This is a genomic window from Tateyamaria algicola, from assembly GCF_047715485.1.
Taxonomy (GTDB): domain Bacteria; phylum Pseudomonadota; class Alphaproteobacteria; order Rhodobacterales; family Rhodobacteraceae; genus Tateyamaria.
In genome coordinates this window covers 2,431,619-2,449,622 of the sequence record NZ_CP180422.1, presented here as the reverse complement: position 1 = coordinate 2,449,622, position 18,004 = coordinate 2,431,619, and the positions used below count along the sequence as shown (strand labels likewise).

The following is an 18,004-nucleotide window of genomic DNA, read 5'->3' as shown; positions in this document are numbered from 1 at the left end:
GTAGGTATGTCGCGGCGACCTTGGCGAAAGGCTTGTGGAATGGCAACGGACAAGATCACAGTGCGCGGGGCGGGCATCTTTGGCCTGTCCATCGCGTGGGTGCTGACGCAGCGCGGCGCCTCCGTTCAGGTGATCGACCCGCACGGGCCAGCCGCCGGGGCCAGTGGCGGCATCGTTGGCGCCCTCGCCCCCCATGTGCCCGAAAACTGGAACCCGAAAAAGGAGTTCCAACTGGAAAGCCTGTTGATGGCAGACCGCTTCTGGGCCGAGGTCGAAGGCACAGGCGGGCAGTCCCCGGGCTACGCCCGCTTGGGGCGCGTGCAGCCCATCGCGGATGACGCCGCCCTCGCGCTGGCCACAGCCCGGGCCGACACTGCACGCACCCTCTGGGGGGACGCCGCAACATGGCAGGTGCGCCCGGTTGCGGATGCAGAGTGGGGCGCGGCCAGCCCCACGGGCATGGAAATCTTTGACACGCTCAGCGCCCGGATACACCCGCGTCAGGCCTGCATGGCACTTGTCGCTGCGCTCAAGGCACAGGGCGTCGACATCGCAGCCGACGGTGCGGACACCGCCATCACAATCCACGCCACGGGCGTCACAGGGCTCGAGACGCTGAACGCCACCCACACCCGCATGATCGGCGCGGGGATCAAGGGGCAGGCCGCCCTGTTGGCCCACGCTGCACCGAACGCCCCGCAACTCTTTGCCGACACGCTCCACATCATCCCGCATGCCGACGGCACCACCGCCATCGGCTCCACAACGGAACGCGACTACGACAGCCCCGACCAGACCGACCAACAGCTAGACGACATCATCGCCCGCGCCCGCACCGCCATCCCAGCCCTGCAAGACGCCCCTGTGATCGCGCGATGGGCCGGCCTGCGCCCACGCAGCCGCTCACGCGCGCCCATGCTGGGGGCCTGGCCCGACAGGCCCGGCCATTTCATCGCAAACGGGGGGTTCAAGATCGGCTTTGGCATGGCCCCCAAGGTGGCCGAGACCATGGCCGACCTGATCCTTGACGGCCAGAACACGATCCCGGACGGCTTCGAGGTGACCGCCTCGCTCTAGGCTTCGGCCTGCATGCACTGCCGCCCATCCGGCCCGCGCACCCACAACAGTCGCCCGCGACGGCACAGAGTCGCCGCTTCGTGATGCATCAACGGGGCCGTCGCGCGAAAGGCAAAGCGGGTCAGCGGCCCCAAGCCCGCCTCGGCCATCAGCATCAAATGCTGGGCCAGCAAGGGGCCATGGACGACCAACCCGTCGTAACCTTCGACATCGCGGGCATATGGCTGGTCGTAATGAATGCGGTGGCCGTTCATCGTCAGCGCGGAATAGCGAAACAGCAGCGTCGCATCGAAATGTACAGTCTCGGCGTGCTCTTCATCCGTTGCCGCGACGGGCGGCACAGGGCGCGGGGCATCCGGCGCAGGGTCTTCGCGATAGACAAGGTCCTGCCACTCGCTCAGGCACAACCGCCCCTCCTGCCACACCTCGTGGCGCAGGGTGACAAAGGCCAGCGGCCCGGTCCGCCCCGCCTTGGGCACCGCTGCCTCGCAGACCGACACACGCTCGGCAGGTACACCCAGGCGCACGGGCGCGTCAAACTGCAACCGCCCCCCGGCCCACATGCGGCGGGGCAGGCCCATATCCGGGATCAGACCGCCGACCTTCGGATGCCCGTCACGGCCCAACCCGTCAGGCGGCGCGGGCGACCAGAAGTACAGCTGATGAAAAAACGGCGGCAGCGCATCGCCCGCACGCAACGTCGGCTCCTGCCCCATCGCAACCTGCATGGCGCAGGCACGGGCCGGGTCCATCACATCACTTTGACGAAGCTCATCTCTATCGGCATTCTGCATTCACGCACCCTGCGCGACGGAGCCGGAAAATGGAACAGCCCACCCTCTACAGTCTCGACCATTTCGTGCTGACCGCGACAGACATGGACGCCACAATTGCGTTCTACACAGGCGTCCTCGGCATGACGCACCGCACGCTCGAGGTGCCGGGCGAACGCCCGCGCCACGCGCTGTTTTACGGGGCGCACAAGATCAACCTGCACCAATTGGGGGCCGAATTTGAACCCAAGGCGCGCAATGCGGGCGCAGGCACCGCCGATCTGTGTTTCCTGACACAAACGCCGCTCAGCGACTGGCAGGCGCATTTCAAGGCGACGGGAACCGAAATCGAACTCGGGCCGGTCCCGCGCACGGGCGCGCAATGGCCCATGCAGTCGCTTTACATCCGCGACCCGGACGGCAACCTGATCGAAGTGTCGGTGCGGGCCGACTAGCGTTTGATCTCGGCGCGCAGGGCCTGCATCAGCTGGCCCAATTCCTTGACATAGATCTCGCCCACAAGGGTGCCGTCATCGTCAAACTGCTTGGACGAGGCGGCGAGGTGAATTTCCGGGCCCTGCAGGATGCGGGGGCGAAACGGCACCATGTAGCCGCGCAACACCATTTGCGCGCGCTCACCCCCGGCCCGGCCCGCCGCCGCAGACATGACCGCCAATGGCTTGTCCGCCCAAGGGTTGCCCTCGACCCGGCTGACCCAGTCCAGCGCATTCTTCAGCGCGCCCGATGGCGCCTTGTTGTATTCGGGCGTGGAAATCAGAACCGCATCGGCCTCCGCGATCTGGCCCGCGAGGGTTTCGGCCGCGTCCGGCACGCCTTCGGCCGTCTCAAGATCACCGTCATACAGGGGCATCTGCAAATCCGCCTCGACATAGGTGCACTCGCCAAACAGGCGCGCCGCCTCGCGCAACAGCTTGCGATTGGTCGCGCCCGTGCGCAGCGATCCGGAAATTCCAAGGAGTATTGGCGTGGTCATTGTCGGCCCCTTTTGCAGTCACACCACTTTGACGGCGACACCTGACAAAGCAAGAGGCCCGGGAACAGTTCCCGGGCCTCTGACGCAATTGATCTGTTTTTTTAGGCGCCGCGCGCGTTGGGCAGGATCACGATCTCGACGCGACGGTTCTGCGCCTTGCCCTCGGGGGTAAAGTTCGACGCGATGGGCTGGCTTTCGCCGCGGCCAAAGGTCTGCACCCGGTTGAACGGCACGCCCTGGTTCAACAACACATCCGCCACCGCATTGGCGCGGCGTTCGCTCAGCTGCTGGTTATAGGCGGCATCGCCGTCCGAGTCGGTGTGACCGACGATCTGCACGGTGGAATCGGGGTATTGCTGCAAGCTGCGCGCCAGCTCGCCCATATCCGATTGCAGGCCCGGACGGACCGAAAAACTGTCGACGGCAAACAGGATCGCCTCGGGGAAGGACACGATCAGGCGGTCGCCCGTGTTCGTGATCGACACGCGGCTGTCGAGGCTGCGGCGCAGCTCGGCCTCTTGCTGGTCAAGGTCATATCCGATCGCACCACCGACAAGGCCGCCAACGACGGCACCGGCCAGCGCCGTGTCACGGTCGCCCACAACCGCACCGATCACCGCACCTGACACAGCGCCAATGCCGGCGCCACGGTTGCGGTTCTGGTTGATTGTCTCGCCATCAGGGCCTGTGGTGCCTAGCGCATTGGGGTCGGTACATGCTGCCAGCGCGGCAACCGCGCCGATTGCGAGGGTAAGGGGAAACTTGGTCATTTGGTCTATCCTACTGCCTTCATGAAACGGCCCCGTTCGGGCAGGGCGCTTTGTGATAACGCAAGATAGGCATGCAAAGTTCAGGCGGAATAGGGGGAAAATCACATAAGCGGCATCCCGCGCACCTGTTTTCCGTTGTTTTTAGGCCTCTGCGCGGGCGGATTCATAGGCCAGAAGGGCGCGTTTGACCGGCAAACCCCAGTGATACCCGCCCAGACCGCCCGACTTGCGCAAGGCCCGGTGGCACGGGATCAGCCAGCTGACCGGGTTGCGGCCCACCGCCGTTCCCACGGCACGCACTGCGCGCGGATTGCCGATGCTCTCGGCGATCTCGGAATAGGTGGTGACGTGGCCCGACGGGATTTGCAGCAACGCCTCCCACACCTTGATCTGGAACGGCGCCCCGATCAGATACAGCGGCGCGGTGCTCAACTCCGCCTCTTCGGCCCCGAAAGCGGCCAGCACCCAGGGGCGCAGGCGCATCGGGTCCTCGACAAAGGTTGCCTTGGGCCAACGGTGCAGCAAATCCTGCATCGCCGCATCCTCGCCCATCTCGGCCGCAAAGCCCAGGCCACAAATCCCTTTGTCCGTGCCCATGACAAGCGCAAGGCCAAAGGGGCTGTCGAACCACCCCCAATAGATGGTCAGGCCCGCACCGCCCTTGGCGTAGTCGCCCGGGCTCATCGCCTCCCACCGCAGGAAAAGGTCATGCAGACGCCCCGACCCGCTCAGGCCCGCGGCATGAGCCGCCTCCAGCGTGGTAAAGCGTTCAGCCAACAGCGCCTTGGCATGGCCCAGCGTCAGGTATTGCTGATAGCGCTTGGGCGACACACCGACCCAGCGCGAGAACAGGCGCTGGAAATGCGCCGGGCTCATGCCCATCTCGCCCGCCAGCGCATCAAGGCTCAGGGGATCATCCGCACCGTCGATCAGATCAATCGCGCGGCGCATGACGTTGTAATGATAACCGGTATCGGCAGGGGGTATCGCGTTCTGTTCCATGAGACTGAAACTAAGGTCACACAGCCCCAAACGCGACCCGCTTCTTGTGCAAACGAATGGGGTCGCGGTCCGCTTGGCTGAGCCGCGCAAAACCCCTACCCTGCGAGGATGGAGCGCATCCTCATCTCGTCATGCCTGCTCGGCCGCCCGGTGCGCTACAACGCAACGGCCAAGGCGTGCAGCGCGCAAGATATCCTGAACCGCTGGCAGGACGAGGGGCGCCTTGTCCCCATCTGCCCGGAAATCGCCGTTGGCTTTCCAACGCCGCGCCCACCTGCAGAGATACGCCAATCCCGCAACGTGGCAACCGGTGACGCACAAGGCACTGACGTGTTGAACGGCGCGGCGTTCATTGTCGAAGACGTGGGCACCGACGTGACCGACCTCTACGTGCAGGCCGCGCATGACACGGTCGCCTTTGCACAGCACAACGGATGTGCCCACGCGGTCCTGACCGACGGCTCACCGTCTTGCGGATCAAGCTTCATCTACGATGGAACGTTTTCAGGCACGACCAAGCCGGGCATGGGCACCACCACAGCCGCCTTGCGCCGCGCGGGCATCACCGTGTGGCCCGAGACAGAGATCGCCGCGCTCGACGCACGACTGAGGACTGCAAAATAAGGCACATGCGCCGCCACCTCAGTGCGGCGGATTGCGACTGGCCTGCATCTGCTGCACCTGCTCCGGCCAGGTTGACCGGATAAAGGCCAGGATATCCCAAATCTCGTCATCACTGATCACGCCATCAAAGGCGGGCATAGCGCTGTTGAAATCCTCGATCCCGCGCACAGCCAGCGCGCCCCGGCCACCAAGTTTGGTGTACTCGAACAGCAGCACATTGTCGTGATGCCAAGTGTGGCCACTCTCGTCATGGGGCGGGGCGGGCAAGGTCCCGTCATCATTGGGCACACGCCAGTCCGGCTGACCCTCAAGGGCGGCACCGTGACAGGCCGCGCACTGCGCCTGATACAGAACCTGACCCGCAGCAATGTCCCGCCCCAACAGCTCGTGATCCGCCAATGCAGGTGCCCCGATCAGGGCCAGGATCGCGCACCAACGTATCATGCGACCACCACCCATGTGCGCATGCCGCCCACCGCATGGCTCAGCATGTGACAATGCAGCATCCAGTTCCCCGGATTGTCGAAAGTGCACAGGATATCGCGGCTCTGACGGGCGTTGACCAGCGTGGTGTCCCGCAGATCACCGGCAGTGCCATCCGCGTTCAGCTCATAAAAATGGTGCCCGTGCAGGTGGATACCATGGGGAAAGGACGTGTCATTGACCAGCGTGATGCGCGCGGTCTCCCCCCGCTTGAACGACGCAAACGGCGCGGGCTGCAGATCGGACACGTCATTGAACGCCCAGATGTTGTCGCCGCCGTGACTGCCACCCATGGCCCCGCCCATCATCGTCAGGGTCAGGTGCTGCGCGGGGTCTCGCGATGGCGGCGCCGCATGGGCGGGCAAGGCGGGAATGGGCGCAGGCTGTCGAGCCGCGTTCATCCCATCGGCCGCCAGCGTGCCAAGCTTGTAGGGGCCTTGGCGGCTCATCATGTCCAGCTGCACCGGGCCCTCAACGTCCAGGATCAGATCAACACGCTGCGCCGGGGCCATCATGATCTGCCCGAACCCGCGCGGGTCGGGCAGGGATAGCCCGTCCAAGGCGACGATGCGGCCTGACGCGCCTGTAATGGCCAGCGGGAAAATCCGGTTTGTGGCGGCATTGATAAGGCGCAACCTGATCCGATCCCCGACCTTGACCGCTTCCTTAGAAAAGAACGCCCGCGCATATGTCCCCAACAGCCCGGCATGGGCAACGCTGTGGCGGTCGGCATATTCCTCGATCAGCGTGCCGTCCCGCTCCATCCGCCAATCGGCGAGAACAGCGGTGATGTCGTGATCCACGTCGACGGGCGCATTCTCTTCGACAATCAGCGGCCCCATCATTCCGCGCGCCACCTGCTCATGCGAGATGTAGTGCGAGTGATACCAGAACGTGCCCGCATCCGGCGGCACAAAGCTGTAGGTCTTGGTGTCGCCGGGATCGATGATTTCCTGGGTCAGCATCGGCACCCCGTCCATGCTGTTTTCCAGCCGGACACCGTGCCAATGCACGGCGGTGCCTTCCTCCAGAGCATTCTCGACGTCAATGGCGACACGCTCCCCACGGCGCACCCGCAGTTCCGGGCCCGGCGTTGCACCGTTAAAGCCCAGCATGCGCGTTGCACCGTCGCCATCAGGCAGGATTTGCGCCGTCACCGCTTCAGCACGCAGGCGATAGGGCGGGGACGCGGCAATGGCCTGCCCTGGCAAAAGGCCCACAGCGGCCGAACTGGCAAGGAATTGGCGACGGTTCATATCAAACCTCATGATGGCAACGTCAAAACAGATGTCAGCACAGCGGTGACAAGCAGGATGGCGATCACGGCGCCCCACTCGACGCTGATCGAGCGTGACAGATACGCTGCGGCCTGCACCTCACCGCCCCGCATCTGCGGGACAAATCGCAGCTTGTTCAGCGCAGCAAGGCCAAGCAGGACAGCAACGCAAACGACTTTCACGACAAGGACCTGACCATAGCCCGTACCAACAAGCGCGCCGATTGAACCCACCAGCACATAGCTGGTCACCAACCCCGCCAGCACCAGCAGCGGCACGAACACGGCAGCCATCCGGCCAAACCGGTGGCCCAGCTCTGCCGCGTCCGCAGCAGCGGCACGTACAGCCAGCCGTTTCAGCGGTGTCAGTATACCCATCCACAGGGCCACTGCCGCCAGATGGAACAGCAGCACCGCGTTGAGCCATGGCATATCCCGATCCGGCACATGCCCCACCGCCGCAAAGGACCACAGGGCCAGCCCACCGCCCAGCGCCGACAGCCACAGACCCCCACGACCCATCAGCAACCCACCCATCAACAGGCCAAGGCCAACCAACCGATAGGCCAGTGCCGTGCCCACAGGCGTGGTCCACAACAGGCCCAGCATCTCGGGATCGCTCATGCCGCCGACATCGCCGGTCAAGGTGGCCCCACCCAGCGAAAAGCCAAGGATCGTGGCCAGCATGCCCAGCACCGCGAACCCGGCCGCAACCGGGCGGATCCCCTGCACATGGAAAACCAGCGCGGCAAACACCGTCCCCGTGGCGGTCAAAACCCCCAGATACAGCGCAAACTTGGTGGCAATCGCGGCCAGTCCCCAGATATCAGGCACTAGTCCTCAACCGTAAAGCTGAAGGCCCCGTTCATCGGGTGCCCGTCATCGCCAAGGCCGCGCCATTCGATCACATAGGTCCCCGCGCCCATCGGCGCCATCGGCAGGGCATAACCCGCGCGAAACCCGCTGACCTCGCCCAGATCGAGGTCGGCACCGGGTTGATCTGCATGGGCGACCGTGACACGGGTCAGGCGGATGTTCCCTTTGAAGTCGAGGACAATCTCGCTCGGCGCTTGTGCAATCGCTGCCCCGTCCGCCGGGGTTGTGGCCTGCAACGGCGAATGTGCCAATGCGGATGTCGCCCAGACAAGCAGCAAAGCTGCGCGCGTGATGTATTTCATAAGCCCCTCTTCCCTCGGCATGTCTCAGCGCGTTCTTACACGTGGTTCGATTTGACTGCCTTCACAATCGCACTTGAATGCCATGCGTTTCGCCCTCGCTACGCCTTCCAGCAGGGGGAGGGTCAAACAGTTTTCCGTTCACAGCTTCGCGAGCCTGCATGCACATACCGGATGCAACATAACAGGCCGCCCGACATCTCTTGCGCCCCGGCGCTTGCCCGTCCCGCCAAATTTCCCCATACCGCTCTTCATGGCAAAACAGCTCGACTATCATACGATCCGCGCGATCTTTACCCGGTTTCAAGAGGCAGACCCAGAACCCAAGGGCGAGCTGGAGCACGTCAACGTCTACACGCTGGTCGTGGCCGTGGCGCTATCGGCCCAGGCGACGGATGCAGGCGTGAACAAGGCAACCCGCGCCCTGTTCCAGATCGCCGACACACCGCAAAAGATGCTCGACCTCGGGATCGACGGACTGACGGAGCATATCAAGACAATCGGCCTGTTCCGCCAGAAGGCCAAGAACGTGATGAAGCTCAGCCAGATCCTCGTCGATGACTATGGCGGCGAGGTCCCCAATTCCCGTGCCGCCCTGCAATCGCTGCCAGGTGTGGGGCGCAAGACCGCCAATGTCGTGCTGAACATGTGGTGGAGCTATCCCGCACAGGCGGTCGACACCCATATCTTCCGCCTCGGCAACCGCACCGGCATCGCGCCTGGCAAGACGGTCGACGCGGTCGAGCGCGCCATCGAAGACAACATTCCCGCAGATTTTCAACTGCACGCCCACCACTGGATGATCCTGCACGGGCGCTACCACTGCAAGGCCCGCAAGCCGCAATGCCCCACCTGCATCATCCGCGATCTCTGCCCGTTTGAGGACAAAACCGAATGACCAAATACACCCTCGCCGGCATCGGCAACGCCGTTGTCGATGTGATTTCCCACGCCGACGATTCCTTTCTCGACCTGATGGGGATCGAAAAGGGAATCATGCAACTGATCGAACAGGACCGGGGCGAACTGCTCTATGCCGCGATGACCGACCGGTTGCAGACCCCCGGCGGGGCCGTGGCCAACACGATTGCCGGGGTGGGCGCGCTTGGCCTGCCAACGGCCTTCATCGGGCGGGTGCATGACGACGCGCTGGGGCGGTTCTATGCCCAGTCCATGCAGGACAGCGGCACCGATTTCGTGAACGCACCCGTGCCCGAGGGCGAACTGCCCACCTCGCGCTGCATGATCTTCGTCACGCCCGACGGTGAACGCTCGCTCAACACCTATCTCGGCATCTCGACCGAACTCGGCCCCGAAGACGTGCCCGATACCGTCGCCTCGAACGCGCAGATGATGTTCCTCGAAGGGTACCTGTTCGACAAGGACAAGGGCAAAGAGGCGTTCCGCCAGGCCTCGCGCCTCACGCGCGCCGCCGGGGGCAAAGCGGGGATCGCCATCTCCGATCCGTTCTGCGTCGACCGGCACCGCCCCGACTTCCTCGACATGATCGGAAACGAACTGGACTTCGTGATCGGCAACGAACACGAGATCACATCGCTTTACGAAACCGACGACCTCGAGGCGGCAATGGCCAAAACCGCCGACATGATCGACCTGATGATCTGCACCCGCTCGGGCGATGGCGTCACGATCATGGGGCGCGGCGAACGCCACGATATCCCCGTGGAGAAGGTCACGCCGGTGGACGCAACAGGCGCAGGCGACCAATTCGCCGCCGGGTTCATCTACGGCCTCGCCACCGACCGTGATCTGGCCACCTGCGGGCGCATGGGCAACCTCTGCGCAGCCGAGGTGATCAGCCATATCGGGCCACGCCCGCAGATCGACATGCGCCAGCAATTCGCCGCCGCCGGTCTGGAATAGCCACAACAGGGACACTCGCCATGCTGAGCGACGGATTTCACGACGTGCCCAAGGGCAAGCTGGCGATGATCGTCACCGACCTTGAAATGCGCACCTGCCAGCTGCGCGGCGTGCCCTGCCCCGACGGGCTGACATTCGCGCGGATCACGCCGGATGTGGCGGCCTATCTCGACCTCTTTGACCGGGTGGGGCGCGACTGGCTCTGGTACGGGCGGACGCTGCTGCCCGAGGCAGTGCTGGCCGCACATCTCACCGACCCCGGCATCCACATTTACACCCTGATGAAAGACGACCAGCCCGAGGCGCTGCTGGAGCTCGACTTCCGCACCAAAAACGAATGCGAGCTGGCCTATTTCGGCCTGACCTCGGCGCTGATCGGCACGGGGGCCGGGGCCTACCTGCTGGATCGCGGGATCGAACTGGGCTTTGCCGCCACGATCAACCGGTTCCACCTGCACACCTGCACCATCGACAGCCCGCAGGCGCTTGGGTTCTACCGCCGTGCGGGCCTTGTGCCCATCGCGCAGCGGGTCGAGGTGGCGGACGATCCGCGCATCACCCAAGGGTACGACCGCGCGCTGGCGCCGCATGTCCCTCTGATCGACCCCTAGCGTTCGGACCAGGGGCGGCAGGCGCGGCCCGCCAGACAGTCCTCGACCTCCTTGACCTGTTCCGCACTCGGATTGCCAAACAGGAACCCACCGCAGGCATTCGTGCTCAGCACATAGCTGTGCGCGGTCTTGCGCAGAAAGGCGATGCTGCGCCCGGGCCGGGGCTGCGGACACCACGGGCCGATGCACTGCACCTCCAGCACCACATCGGTCTCGAACGGCAGTGCAACGCCGCGCACACTCAACGCATCACCCTTGAACGTCGCCGGGATCAACGTGGTTGGTGGCACATCCTGCTGCTTGTCCCAATCGACCTGCGGCAGCAGATCGGGGTCAAAGTCGATCTCGCCCAGCACCGGCACATGTCCTTCCTCGGCCGCCGCAGCCTCCAGATAGGCATCCGTCACGCCGTGGGGCACACAGGACAGCGCAAAGGCAGGAAGCGGCGCAAAGCAGGCTAGAACAGTCAAAACACGCAACATGACACAGCCTTTCATCAGCAATCTGTCCGCATCATGTGAAAACACCCGCCCCGTTATGCAATATCACCTCACAGATGCGGGGCGAATTCCGCAAGCACACGCACATAGACGTCGCGCTTGAACGGCACGATGGCTTCGGGCAGATCGGCCGGGGCCATCCACTTCCAGGCCGAAAACTCCGGGTGCTCCGTCTCAAGATCAATCAACTCATCCGCTCCGGTAAAGCGCAGCAGGAACCACTTCTGCTTTTGCCCGCGATACTTGCCCTTCCAAAGCTGCGGGATCAGGTCGTGGGGCAACTCGTAAGGCAACCAGTCGGCGGTCTCGGCCACCACCTCGACAAGGTCGGCAGGGATCGAGGTTTCCTCTTCCAACTCGCGCAAGGCTGCGTCGCGCGCATCCTCGCCCTTGTCCACACCGCCCTGCGGCATCTGCCAGGCGTCCTTGTACCGGTCCTTGCGCTGGCCGACCCAGACTTGACCGTCCCCGTTCATGACCATCACCCCGACATTCTTGCGATAGGGCAGCTTTTCGATCTCTTCTGGGGTCATCTTGGGCGTCTCCGGCAGTTCCTGAGCCGGAAAATACTATTCTCTGCGCGGTGTGAAGAGGGTGTTTCGATTCCAGTGTTGAAAAGTGGTCGGCTGTGCGGACGAAGCGGACTTTGATGGAGTTTATCTCAGCGGCTGACGCGATACGCTGTGTAAGCCCAAATGCACAAAAGAACGACCGCCGCAAACACTGGATCGATGAACCCGAGGCTCATCCCGCCCGGCATCTTCGCTTCCAACCAATTTGATAAAAAGTTGTCGTTCTTTAAAACAATCCCAATAATTGCACATCCGCCCAAAAACAGTGTTGCGCCCGCTGCTTCACCAATCGCTTTATGTTGGTCTGGAGTTAGTGGTTTTGGCAAAAGCCTACTAAAAGCACTCAGTATTTTTCCGATGGACCAAGCAAAGAGCCAAACAGAGACGAAAAACAAGAAGAAACCAAACCCAGCATATGGATTCTTGAACGCGATCAGGCCAGAAATCACCAACGGGATGACCAGCCATAGCTTGAGCTTCGCAGCCAAGCGATCAATTTTCTCATCCACTTGATCCGATTTCCTGTCCTTCAATGACACTTCCATTTCTTGCTATTCTGACGAGAAATTAAGGCTTAGTCAGCGCTCAGTCAAAACAGTACTTTGGCCTCAAACCGGACAACCGCCGCGTCCGAGACAAACAGTTATTCATTTTGAGGGCAGCGTTTCGCACGAAGACCAGAGCCATCCCGTGCTAGGTTCAGACTAGCCTACCGATGGTCGCAACACGTCTGCTCTAGGTCAGCCCATCAAACACTTTCTCCATCTCGGCGCGGTCCAGCGTCTCGCCGTCACGCGCCACGGTTTCGTGCCGGACAACACGGAAACCCCGGGCCGCAAATGCAGGCTGCGCCATCAGCGACGCATGGACCCAAAGGCGGTGCAGCCCCGCCGAGCGGGCCTCGTCCTTGATCCGGGCATAAAGCGCCGAAAACACGCCACGCCCCTGCCAGTCCGGCAGGACGTAGGCAAAGTCGATATAGGCCCCTTCACGTGTCATGAACCCGATGGGCGCACCGTCGGCCTCGGCCACACGCACCTCCTGTTTGGCCAGCCGCGCGGCCCACGGCGCGCCCTGCAATGGGGTCGCGCACCACGCGTTTCGCTGGGCAGGCGTATAGGCGCTGCGCCCCTCGTGAATGGCCCGCCACATCACGCGGCCCAGCGCATCTTCCTCGCCCGCGATCATCTCGCGCAGGGTCATATCCGTTGCCTCACCCATCGCCCCTCCACCCGTTCCGTTAGCCCCGTGGAAAGGAACAGCGCCCTTTCGCATCGCACATCTGCGCCGCACCGCTACCCTATGTGACAAGCGCGAAAAAACACACAAATCTGTCCCCGCGGGGACACCCGCCCGCGCATGACGCCGCGTTGCACGTGACATCGCAAGCCCTATACCTGAAACCAAGAGGAAACTGGTTTGGGAGGACACCATGACCGCGTACCCACACATGCTTGCACCGCTCGACCTCGGGTTCACGACCCTGAAAAACCGCGTGCTCATGGGCTCCATGCATACCGGGCTCGAAGAGACCAAGGACTGGAACCGCGTGGCCGAGTTCTACGCCGAACGCGCGCGGGGCGAAGTGGGTCTGATGGTGACCGGCGGCATCGGTCCGAACCTCGAAGGCTCCGTGCTGCCGGGTGCCGCGATGATGACCACGCAGGATGACATCGACAACCACTCCATCGTGACCTCCCGTGTCCATGAGGCCGGTGGCAAGATCGCGATGCAGATCCTCCATGCGGGTCGCTATGCCTATGGCCCGATGTGCGTGGCCCCCTCGCCCGTCAAATCCCCCATCTCTCCCTTCCCTCCGGCCGAACTGGACGAGGACGGGATCGAGAAACAGATCAGCGACATCGTCGCCACCGCGGCCCGCGCCAAGGAAGCCGGGTACGATGGGGTGGAGATCATGGGTTCCGAAGGATACTTCCTCAACCAGTTCCTCGTCACCCACAGCAACAAACGCACCGACCGCTGGGGCGGGTCTTACGAGAACCGGATGCGCCTGCCCATCGAGGTGGTGCGCCGCACGCGCGAGGCTGTGGGCACCGACTTCATCATCATCTACCGCCTTTCGATGATCGACCTTGTCCCCAACGGCTCGACCTATGACGAAGTCGTGCAGCTGGCCCGCGAGATCGAAAAGGCGGGCGCGACCATCATCAACACCGGCATCGGCTGGCACGAGGCGCGCATCCCTACCATCGCCACCTCCGTCCCGCGCGCGGCCTTTGCGTGGGTGACGAAAAAGCTGATGGGGCAGGTCTCCATCCCCGTCATCACCTCCAACCGCATCAACACGCCCGAAGTGGCCGAAGACGTGCTGGCCACCGGCTGCGCCGACATGGTGTCGATGGCGCGACCCATGCTGGCGGATGCGCATTTCGTGAAGAAGGCCATGGAGGGCAAGGGCGCCCACATCGCCCCCTGCATCGCCTGCAATCAGGCCTGCCTCGATCACACCTTCTCGGGCAAGCTGAGTTCCTGCCTCGTGAACCCGCGCGCCTGCAACGAGACGGAGCTGGTGATTGAACCCGCAAGCGCGGCAAAGTCGATTGCCGTCGTGGGCGCTGGCCCCGCGGGACTGTCCGCTGCGATGACAGCGGCCGAGCGGGGGCACAGCGTCACCCTGATCGACCGCGCGGACGAGATCGGCGGGCAGTTGAACATGGCCAAACAGGTGCCGGGCAAGGAAGAGTTCTGGGGCCTTGTCGACTGGTATCGCACCATGGTGGCCGACATGGGCATCGACGTGCGGCTGAACACAGAGGCCACGGTCGAGATGCTCAGCAGCTTTGACGAGGTGATCATTGCCACGGGCGTGCTGCCCCGCGATCCCGAAATCCCCGGCCAGGACAGCGCCAATGTGCACTCCTATATCGACGTGCTGAAGAAACGCGCGGTGCCGGGCAAGCGGGTGGCCGTGGTGGGCGCGGGCGGTATCGGGTTTGATGTGTCCGAATACCTTGTCCACGAGGGGCAAAGCCCGACCGAGAACCTGCCCGAATGGATGACCGAATGGGGCGTGGCCGACACGGCGGAACACCGTGGCGGTCTGGCCCCCGAAGGGCCGCAGCCTGACGCCCCTGCGCGGGCGGTCACCCTGCTGCAACGCAAGGCAGAAAAGCACGGCAAACGGCTGGGCAAGACGACAGGGTGGATTCACCGCTCGGCCCTCAAGATGAAGGATGTGAACTTTGTCGGCGGCGTGAACTATGAACGCATCGACGATCAGGGCCTGCACGTGTCCTTTGGCGAGGCGCGCGAGAACCCGTCGGTGATCGAGGCGGATGACATCATCCTGTGCGCAGGGCAGGTGCCGGACCGGTCGCTCGCCGAGGCCTTGAGCGAGGCCGGGATCACGCACCACATCATCGGCGGCGCGGATGTCGCGGCAGAGCTGGACGCAAAGCGCGCCATTGACCAGGGCACGCGGCTGGCGGCGACCCTGTAACTGCGCTAGCGTCGGGCCATGCCCATTTGCGTCTATGACATCGCGCCCGACGGCACCGCACAGCCCCCGGCCGAAGACCGTCCCCTCGGGGACGGCTATCGCTGGTGGCATTTCGACCTGAGCGACCCGGACCTGCCCGGTTTTCTGACCGACACGGTGCCGGACATCCCCGCCGCCGCCCTGACCGCGCCCGAAACACGGCCTCGCTGCGATACCTATGGCGACGGGCTGATCCTGAACTTTCGCGGGGTGAACCTGAACGCGGACGGGCCTGCCGATCAGATGGTGGCCGTGCGCATGTGGGTCACGCCGCAGATGATCGTCACCGTACGGGTGCGTCGAGTCTTTGCCCTCAACACCTTGCGCGAACAGGCCGAGGGCGGACAGGCCCCGGCCAGCCCCATGGGCTTTGTCGGGGCGCTGACGGCGGGGCTGATGGCGCGGGTACAGGACACCGTGTTCGATCTGGGCGACCGGGTCGACGTGATGGAGGACAGCGTGCATGACGATGCCCCCCTGCCCCCCGATCTGGCAGAGGAACGGCGCATGGCGATCCGGCTGCGCCGCTATCTGGGGCCGCAACGCGACGCGCTGGTGGCCCTGCTGGGGATCGAGACCGAGATGATGTCAAAGGGCCAGCGGGCGCGCCTGCGCGAACAGACCAACCTCGCCAAACTGGCGGTGGAGGAGTTGGACGCGCTGATCGCCCGCATGACGGCGGTGCAGGACCACCACACCGCGCGCGCCGCAGAGGCGCAGGGGCGCAATGGCTATGTGCTGTCAATCGTGGCGGCGGTGTTCCTGCCGCTGGGGTTCCTGACGGGCCTCTTTGGCGTAAACGTGGCGGGCATGCCGGGGGTCGAGACGCCCTGGGCCTTTGCCGCGCTGTGCCTCGGCCTGATTGTCCTGACGGTGCTGGCCGTCTGGGTGCTGCGCCGGATGCGCTGGATCTGAACGGCAGGGGCCCTGCACCAGACAGGGCCCCTGGCACGCATTATTCGACGGTGATCGTGATCACTTCGCTGGCGATGGGTGTGGCGTGGGGCACGTGGTTGAGATCGCCCATGACCAGTTGCATCGTGTGCTGACCGGCGGGCAGATCGAGGGTCACTTGCGTCTGGCCACCGCCGAAATGGATGTGATTGTCATCCGCAGGCAGGCCGTATTCCAGCTCTTCCGCGCCTTCCTCGCCCTCACCCAGAGGCGGGCGGTTCAGCAGCAGGTGGTGGTGGCCGGTGTTTTCCTTTTCCGTGCCAGCGGGGGCAACGCCCATTCCGTCGAGCCCGAAGATCACGGTGACGGGCGAGGAAACGGTTGCGCCGTCTTCCAGATTGACGAAATACACCTTGGCATCGGCGGGTGCCGGCGTGTCCTGGGCCATGGCGGCGGTGGCCATGAAGATGGTCGCTGTCATAAACTTGACAAAAGATTTCATTGTTTGTGTCCTCCGGGTCATATTGATGTTCACCAAAGTATAACACGTCAGGACCAATTCTATTCACACCTCCGCTCAAGACTCCGCCACCCAGGTTCGGGATGGCATGGCAGCGGTCTACCCGCGCCTGTGGCGCTACGCCGTTGCGTTGACCGGGCGGCGCGACTGGGCCGACGATCTGGTGCAGACCACCTGCCTGCGCGCGCTGGACAAGGCCGCGCAGTTCGAGGCGGGTACGCATCTGGACCGCTGGATGTTTCGCATGGCCCAGCGGGTGTGGTTGAACGAGCTGCGGTCGCGCAAGGTGCGCGTGGGTGGCGGGCTGGTCCCCGTCGAGGATATCGACCTGCCGGACAAAACCCCGGGCGCGGATGTGAATATTCTGGCGCGTGACGTGTTGAACAGAGTGAATGCCTTGCCCGAGGCGCAGCGTCAGTCTGTGTTCCTCGTCTATGTCGAGGGGTTCAGCTACAAGGAAGCCGCCGAAATAATGGAGATCCCGATTGGCACTGTCATGAGCCGCCTTGCTGCCGCCCGCAAGCGGTTGAACACGGAGATGGCCGACGTGCAGGTAGATGTGAGATGACGGAGATGCGTCCCTTTACCGATGAAGACCTGACTGCCTTTCTGGATGGAGAGGCGGACGATGCGTTGCGCGCCGAGATCGAGGCCGCGTTGGAAACGGATGCGGCCCTGGGCGAACGGGTGGCGTCGCTGGATATTCCGCTTGTCCCGATTGCCGTCGCCTATGACGCCCTGCTGGCAACCGCCCCGCCGATGCCGGACCTGCCCGAGGTTGCCGTGGCCCCGCCCCCCGCGACCCGCTTTGGCTGGGGTTGGGGTATCGGCACCTTTGGCACCGGGTTGGCCGCCGGGCTGGCTGTTGCGCTGTTCACCGGCTTTGGCACGCCCGAACCCGCCCCGCGGGGCTGGATCAGCTTTGTCGCGAGTTATCAGGCGCTCTACACCACCGCCACGCTGTCCATCGACAACCCGAGCCCGGCAGAGGCCACGATGCAACTGGCCGCTGTTTCGGACGCTTTGGACCTTGATCTGTCGGCCCTGCCGCAGGCGCAGGGTCTGACCTTCAAACGGGCGCAGGTGCTGGGCTTTCGCGGCAAGCCGCTGGTACAGATCGCCTTCCTGCGTGATGATGGCACGCCCGTTGCCCTGTGCATCATACCGTCGGGGCCGGACGAAAAGCCGCTGGACATGGGAGAGGCCGAAGGGCTGGACATCGCGCGCTGGAACACGCCCGGTTACGGTTTCCTGCTGATCGGGGGCACGGATGCCGATCCGCTGGCGCAAGAGGCCGAAACCTTCCGCGACTGGAGCCAGGATACCGCCACCTGAGGATTGTTTCACCGT

General features: G+C 63.9%; 23 protein-coding genes. 10 read left to right on the top strand and 13 right to left on the bottom strand.

The window, feature by feature from the left end; all coding sequences use genetic code 11:
* The first annotated feature begins 39 nt into the window (after positions 1-39).
* On the top strand, positions 40-1,077 hold the full coding sequence (locus ACMHLQ_RS14415) for an NAD(P)/FAD-dependent oxidoreductase (protein ID WP_415401390.1): 1,038 nt from the start codon (positions 40-42) through the stop codon (positions 1,075-1,077).
* Here ACMHLQ_RS14415 and ACMHLQ_RS14410 read toward each other — a convergent pair.
* Positions 1,074-1,829: an acyl dehydratase gene (locus tag ACMHLQ_RS14410; RefSeq protein WP_415401389.1), complete on the bottom strand. Its 756-nt coding sequence runs from the start codon at positions 1,827-1,829 to the stop codon at positions 1,074-1,076. The genes ACMHLQ_RS14415 and ACMHLQ_RS14410 overlap by 4 nt on opposite strands.
* Before the next feature lie 71 nt (positions 1,830-1,900).
* On the opposite strand from ACMHLQ_RS14410, the gene ACMHLQ_RS14405 reads away from it, so the two are divergent.
* Positions 1,901-2,305, top strand: coding sequence for a VOC family protein (locus ACMHLQ_RS14405; RefSeq protein WP_415401388.1), 405 nt, complete (start codon positions 1,901-1,903; stop codon positions 2,303-2,305).
* Here ACMHLQ_RS14405 and ACMHLQ_RS14400 read toward each other — a convergent pair.
* The 3 genes from ACMHLQ_RS14400 to ACMHLQ_RS14390 form a co-directional block, all read right to left on the bottom strand.
* Positions 2,302-2,844, bottom strand: a complete 543-nt coding sequence (locus ACMHLQ_RS14400) for an NADPH-dependent FMN reductase (RefSeq protein ID WP_415401387.1) — start codon at positions 2,842-2,844, stop codon at positions 2,302-2,304. The genes ACMHLQ_RS14405 and ACMHLQ_RS14400 overlap by 4 nt on opposite strands.
* 101 nt (positions 2,845-2,945) lie before the next feature.
* The gene (locus ACMHLQ_RS14395; protein ID WP_415401386.1) at positions 2,946-3,614 is read right to left on the bottom strand and encodes an OmpA family protein; all 669 of its coding nucleotides are present in this window, start codon (positions 3,612-3,614) and stop codon (positions 2,946-2,948) included.
* Between the two features lie 141 nt (positions 3,615-3,755).
* Entirely contained in the window at positions 3,756-4,616 is an 861-nt protein-coding gene (locus ACMHLQ_RS14390; protein WP_415401385.1) for a methylated-DNA--[protein]-cysteine S-methyltransferase, read from the bottom strand.
* A 108-nt stretch (positions 4,617-4,724) separates the two neighbouring features.
* On the opposite strand from ACMHLQ_RS14390, the gene ACMHLQ_RS14385 reads away from it, so the two are divergent.
* The gene (locus ACMHLQ_RS14385; protein ID WP_415401383.1) at positions 4,725-5,240 is read left to right on the top strand and encodes a DUF523 domain-containing protein; all 516 of its coding nucleotides are present in this window, start codon (positions 4,725-4,727) and stop codon (positions 5,238-5,240) included.
* An 18-nt stretch (positions 5,241-5,258) separates the two neighbouring features.
* Here the strand turns inward: ACMHLQ_RS14385 and ACMHLQ_RS14380 are convergent, their stop codons facing one another.
* The 4 genes from ACMHLQ_RS14380 to ACMHLQ_RS14365 are packed head-to-tail and all read right to left on the bottom strand — an operon-like array spanning position 5,259 to position 8,177.
* Positions 5,259-5,684: a c-type cytochrome gene (locus ACMHLQ_RS14380; RefSeq protein WP_415401381.1), complete on the bottom strand. Its 426-nt coding sequence runs from the start codon at positions 5,682-5,684 to the stop codon at positions 5,259-5,261.
* Positions 5,681-6,991 carry a multicopper oxidase family protein gene (locus ACMHLQ_RS14375; protein ID WP_415401379.1) on the bottom strand — a complete coding sequence of 437 codons (1,311 nt, stop codon included), beginning with the start codon at positions 6,989-6,991 and terminating at the stop codon, positions 5,681-5,683. The genes ACMHLQ_RS14380 and ACMHLQ_RS14375 overlap by 4 nt, the downstream gene beginning before the upstream one ends.
* The gene (locus ACMHLQ_RS14370) at positions 6,988-7,833 is read right to left on the bottom strand and encodes a CopD family protein (protein WP_415401377.1); all 846 of its coding nucleotides are present in this window, start codon (positions 7,831-7,833) and stop codon (positions 6,988-6,990) included. Before ACMHLQ_RS14370 ends, ACMHLQ_RS14375 begins: the two co-directional genes overlap by 4 nt.
* Positions 7,833-8,177, bottom strand: a complete 345-nt coding sequence (locus ACMHLQ_RS14365; RefSeq protein ID WP_415401375.1) for a copper resistance CopC family protein — start codon at positions 8,175-8,177, stop codon at positions 7,833-7,835. Before ACMHLQ_RS14365 ends, ACMHLQ_RS14370 begins: the two co-directional genes overlap by 1 nt.
* 250 nt (positions 8,178-8,427) lie before the next feature.
* Between ACMHLQ_RS14365 and nth the strand changes: the two genes are divergently transcribed.
* The 3 genes from nth to ACMHLQ_RS14350 are packed head-to-tail and all read left to right on the top strand — an operon-like array spanning position 8,428 to position 10,669.
* On the top strand, positions 8,428-9,072 hold the full coding sequence (gene nth / locus ACMHLQ_RS14360; protein ID WP_415401373.1) for an endonuclease III: 645 nt from the start codon (positions 8,428-8,430) through the stop codon (positions 9,070-9,072).
* Positions 9,069-10,058 (top strand): adenosine kinase, encoded by a 990-nt coding sequence (locus ACMHLQ_RS14355; protein ID WP_415401371.1) that lies wholly within the window; start codon positions 9,069-9,071, stop codon positions 10,056-10,058. The genes nth and ACMHLQ_RS14355 overlap by 4 nt, the downstream gene beginning before the upstream one ends.
* 20 nt (positions 10,059-10,078) lie before the next feature.
* Positions 10,079-10,669 carry a GNAT family N-acetyltransferase gene (locus ACMHLQ_RS14350; RefSeq protein WP_415401369.1) on the top strand — a complete coding sequence of 197 codons (591 nt, stop codon included), beginning with the start codon at positions 10,079-10,081 and terminating at the stop codon, positions 10,667-10,669.
* Here ACMHLQ_RS14350 and ACMHLQ_RS14345 read toward each other — a convergent pair.
* From ACMHLQ_RS14345 to ACMHLQ_RS14330, 4 genes are all read right to left on the bottom strand, one after another.
* Positions 10,666-11,151, bottom strand: a complete 486-nt coding sequence (locus ACMHLQ_RS14345) for a hypothetical protein (protein ID WP_415401367.1) — start codon at positions 11,149-11,151, stop codon at positions 10,666-10,668. The genes ACMHLQ_RS14350 and ACMHLQ_RS14345 overlap by 4 nt on opposite strands.
* A gap of 68 nt (positions 11,152-11,219) precedes the next feature.
* Complete coding sequence (locus ACMHLQ_RS14340; protein ID WP_415401366.1) at positions 11,220-11,702, bottom strand: RNA pyrophosphohydrolase; 483 nt, start codon at positions 11,700-11,702, stop codon at positions 11,220-11,222.
* A 128-nt stretch (positions 11,703-11,830) separates the two neighbouring features.
* The gene (locus ACMHLQ_RS14335; protein WP_415401364.1) at positions 11,831-12,250 is read right to left on the bottom strand and encodes a hypothetical protein; all 420 of its coding nucleotides are present in this window, start codon (positions 12,248-12,250) and stop codon (positions 11,831-11,833) included.
* A 226-nt stretch (positions 12,251-12,476) separates the two neighbouring features.
* A complete protein-coding gene (locus ACMHLQ_RS14330) occupies positions 12,477-12,962 on the bottom strand; it encodes a GNAT family N-acetyltransferase (RefSeq protein WP_415401362.1) in 486 nt (161 codons plus the stop codon).
* Positions 12,963-13,173: 211 nt separating this feature from the next.
* On the opposite strand from ACMHLQ_RS14330, the gene ACMHLQ_RS14325 reads away from it, so the two are divergent.
* A complete protein-coding gene (locus tag ACMHLQ_RS14325) occupies positions 13,174-15,201 on the top strand; it encodes an FAD-dependent oxidoreductase (protein WP_415401360.1) in 2,028 nt (675 codons plus the stop codon).
* Positions 15,202-15,219: 18 nt separating this feature from the next.
* Positions 15,220-16,155 carry a zinc transporter ZntB gene (locus tag ACMHLQ_RS14320; protein ID WP_415401358.1) on the top strand — a complete coding sequence of 312 codons (936 nt, stop codon included), beginning with the start codon at positions 15,220-15,222 and terminating at the stop codon, positions 16,153-16,155.
* A 40-nt stretch (positions 16,156-16,195) separates the two neighbouring features.
* On the opposite strand, the gene ACMHLQ_RS14315 is transcribed toward ACMHLQ_RS14320, so the two are convergent.
* Complete coding sequence (locus tag ACMHLQ_RS14315) at positions 16,196-16,615, bottom strand: DUF4399 domain-containing protein (protein WP_415401357.1); 420 nt, start codon at positions 16,613-16,615, stop codon at positions 16,196-16,198.
* Between the two features lie 127 nt (positions 16,616-16,742).
* On the opposite strand from ACMHLQ_RS14315, the gene ACMHLQ_RS14310 reads away from it, so the two are divergent.
* Positions 16,743-17,222, top strand: a complete 480-nt coding sequence (locus ACMHLQ_RS14310) for an RNA polymerase sigma factor (RefSeq protein ID WP_415401355.1) — start codon at positions 16,743-16,745, stop codon at positions 17,220-17,222.
* Positions 17,219-17,989 (top strand): anti-sigma factor family protein, encoded by a 771-nt coding sequence (locus tag ACMHLQ_RS14305; RefSeq protein ID WP_415401353.1) that lies wholly within the window; start codon positions 17,219-17,221, stop codon positions 17,987-17,989. Before ACMHLQ_RS14310 ends, ACMHLQ_RS14305 begins: the two co-directional genes overlap by 4 nt.
* The last annotated feature ends 15 nt before the right edge of the window (positions 17,990-18,004 follow it).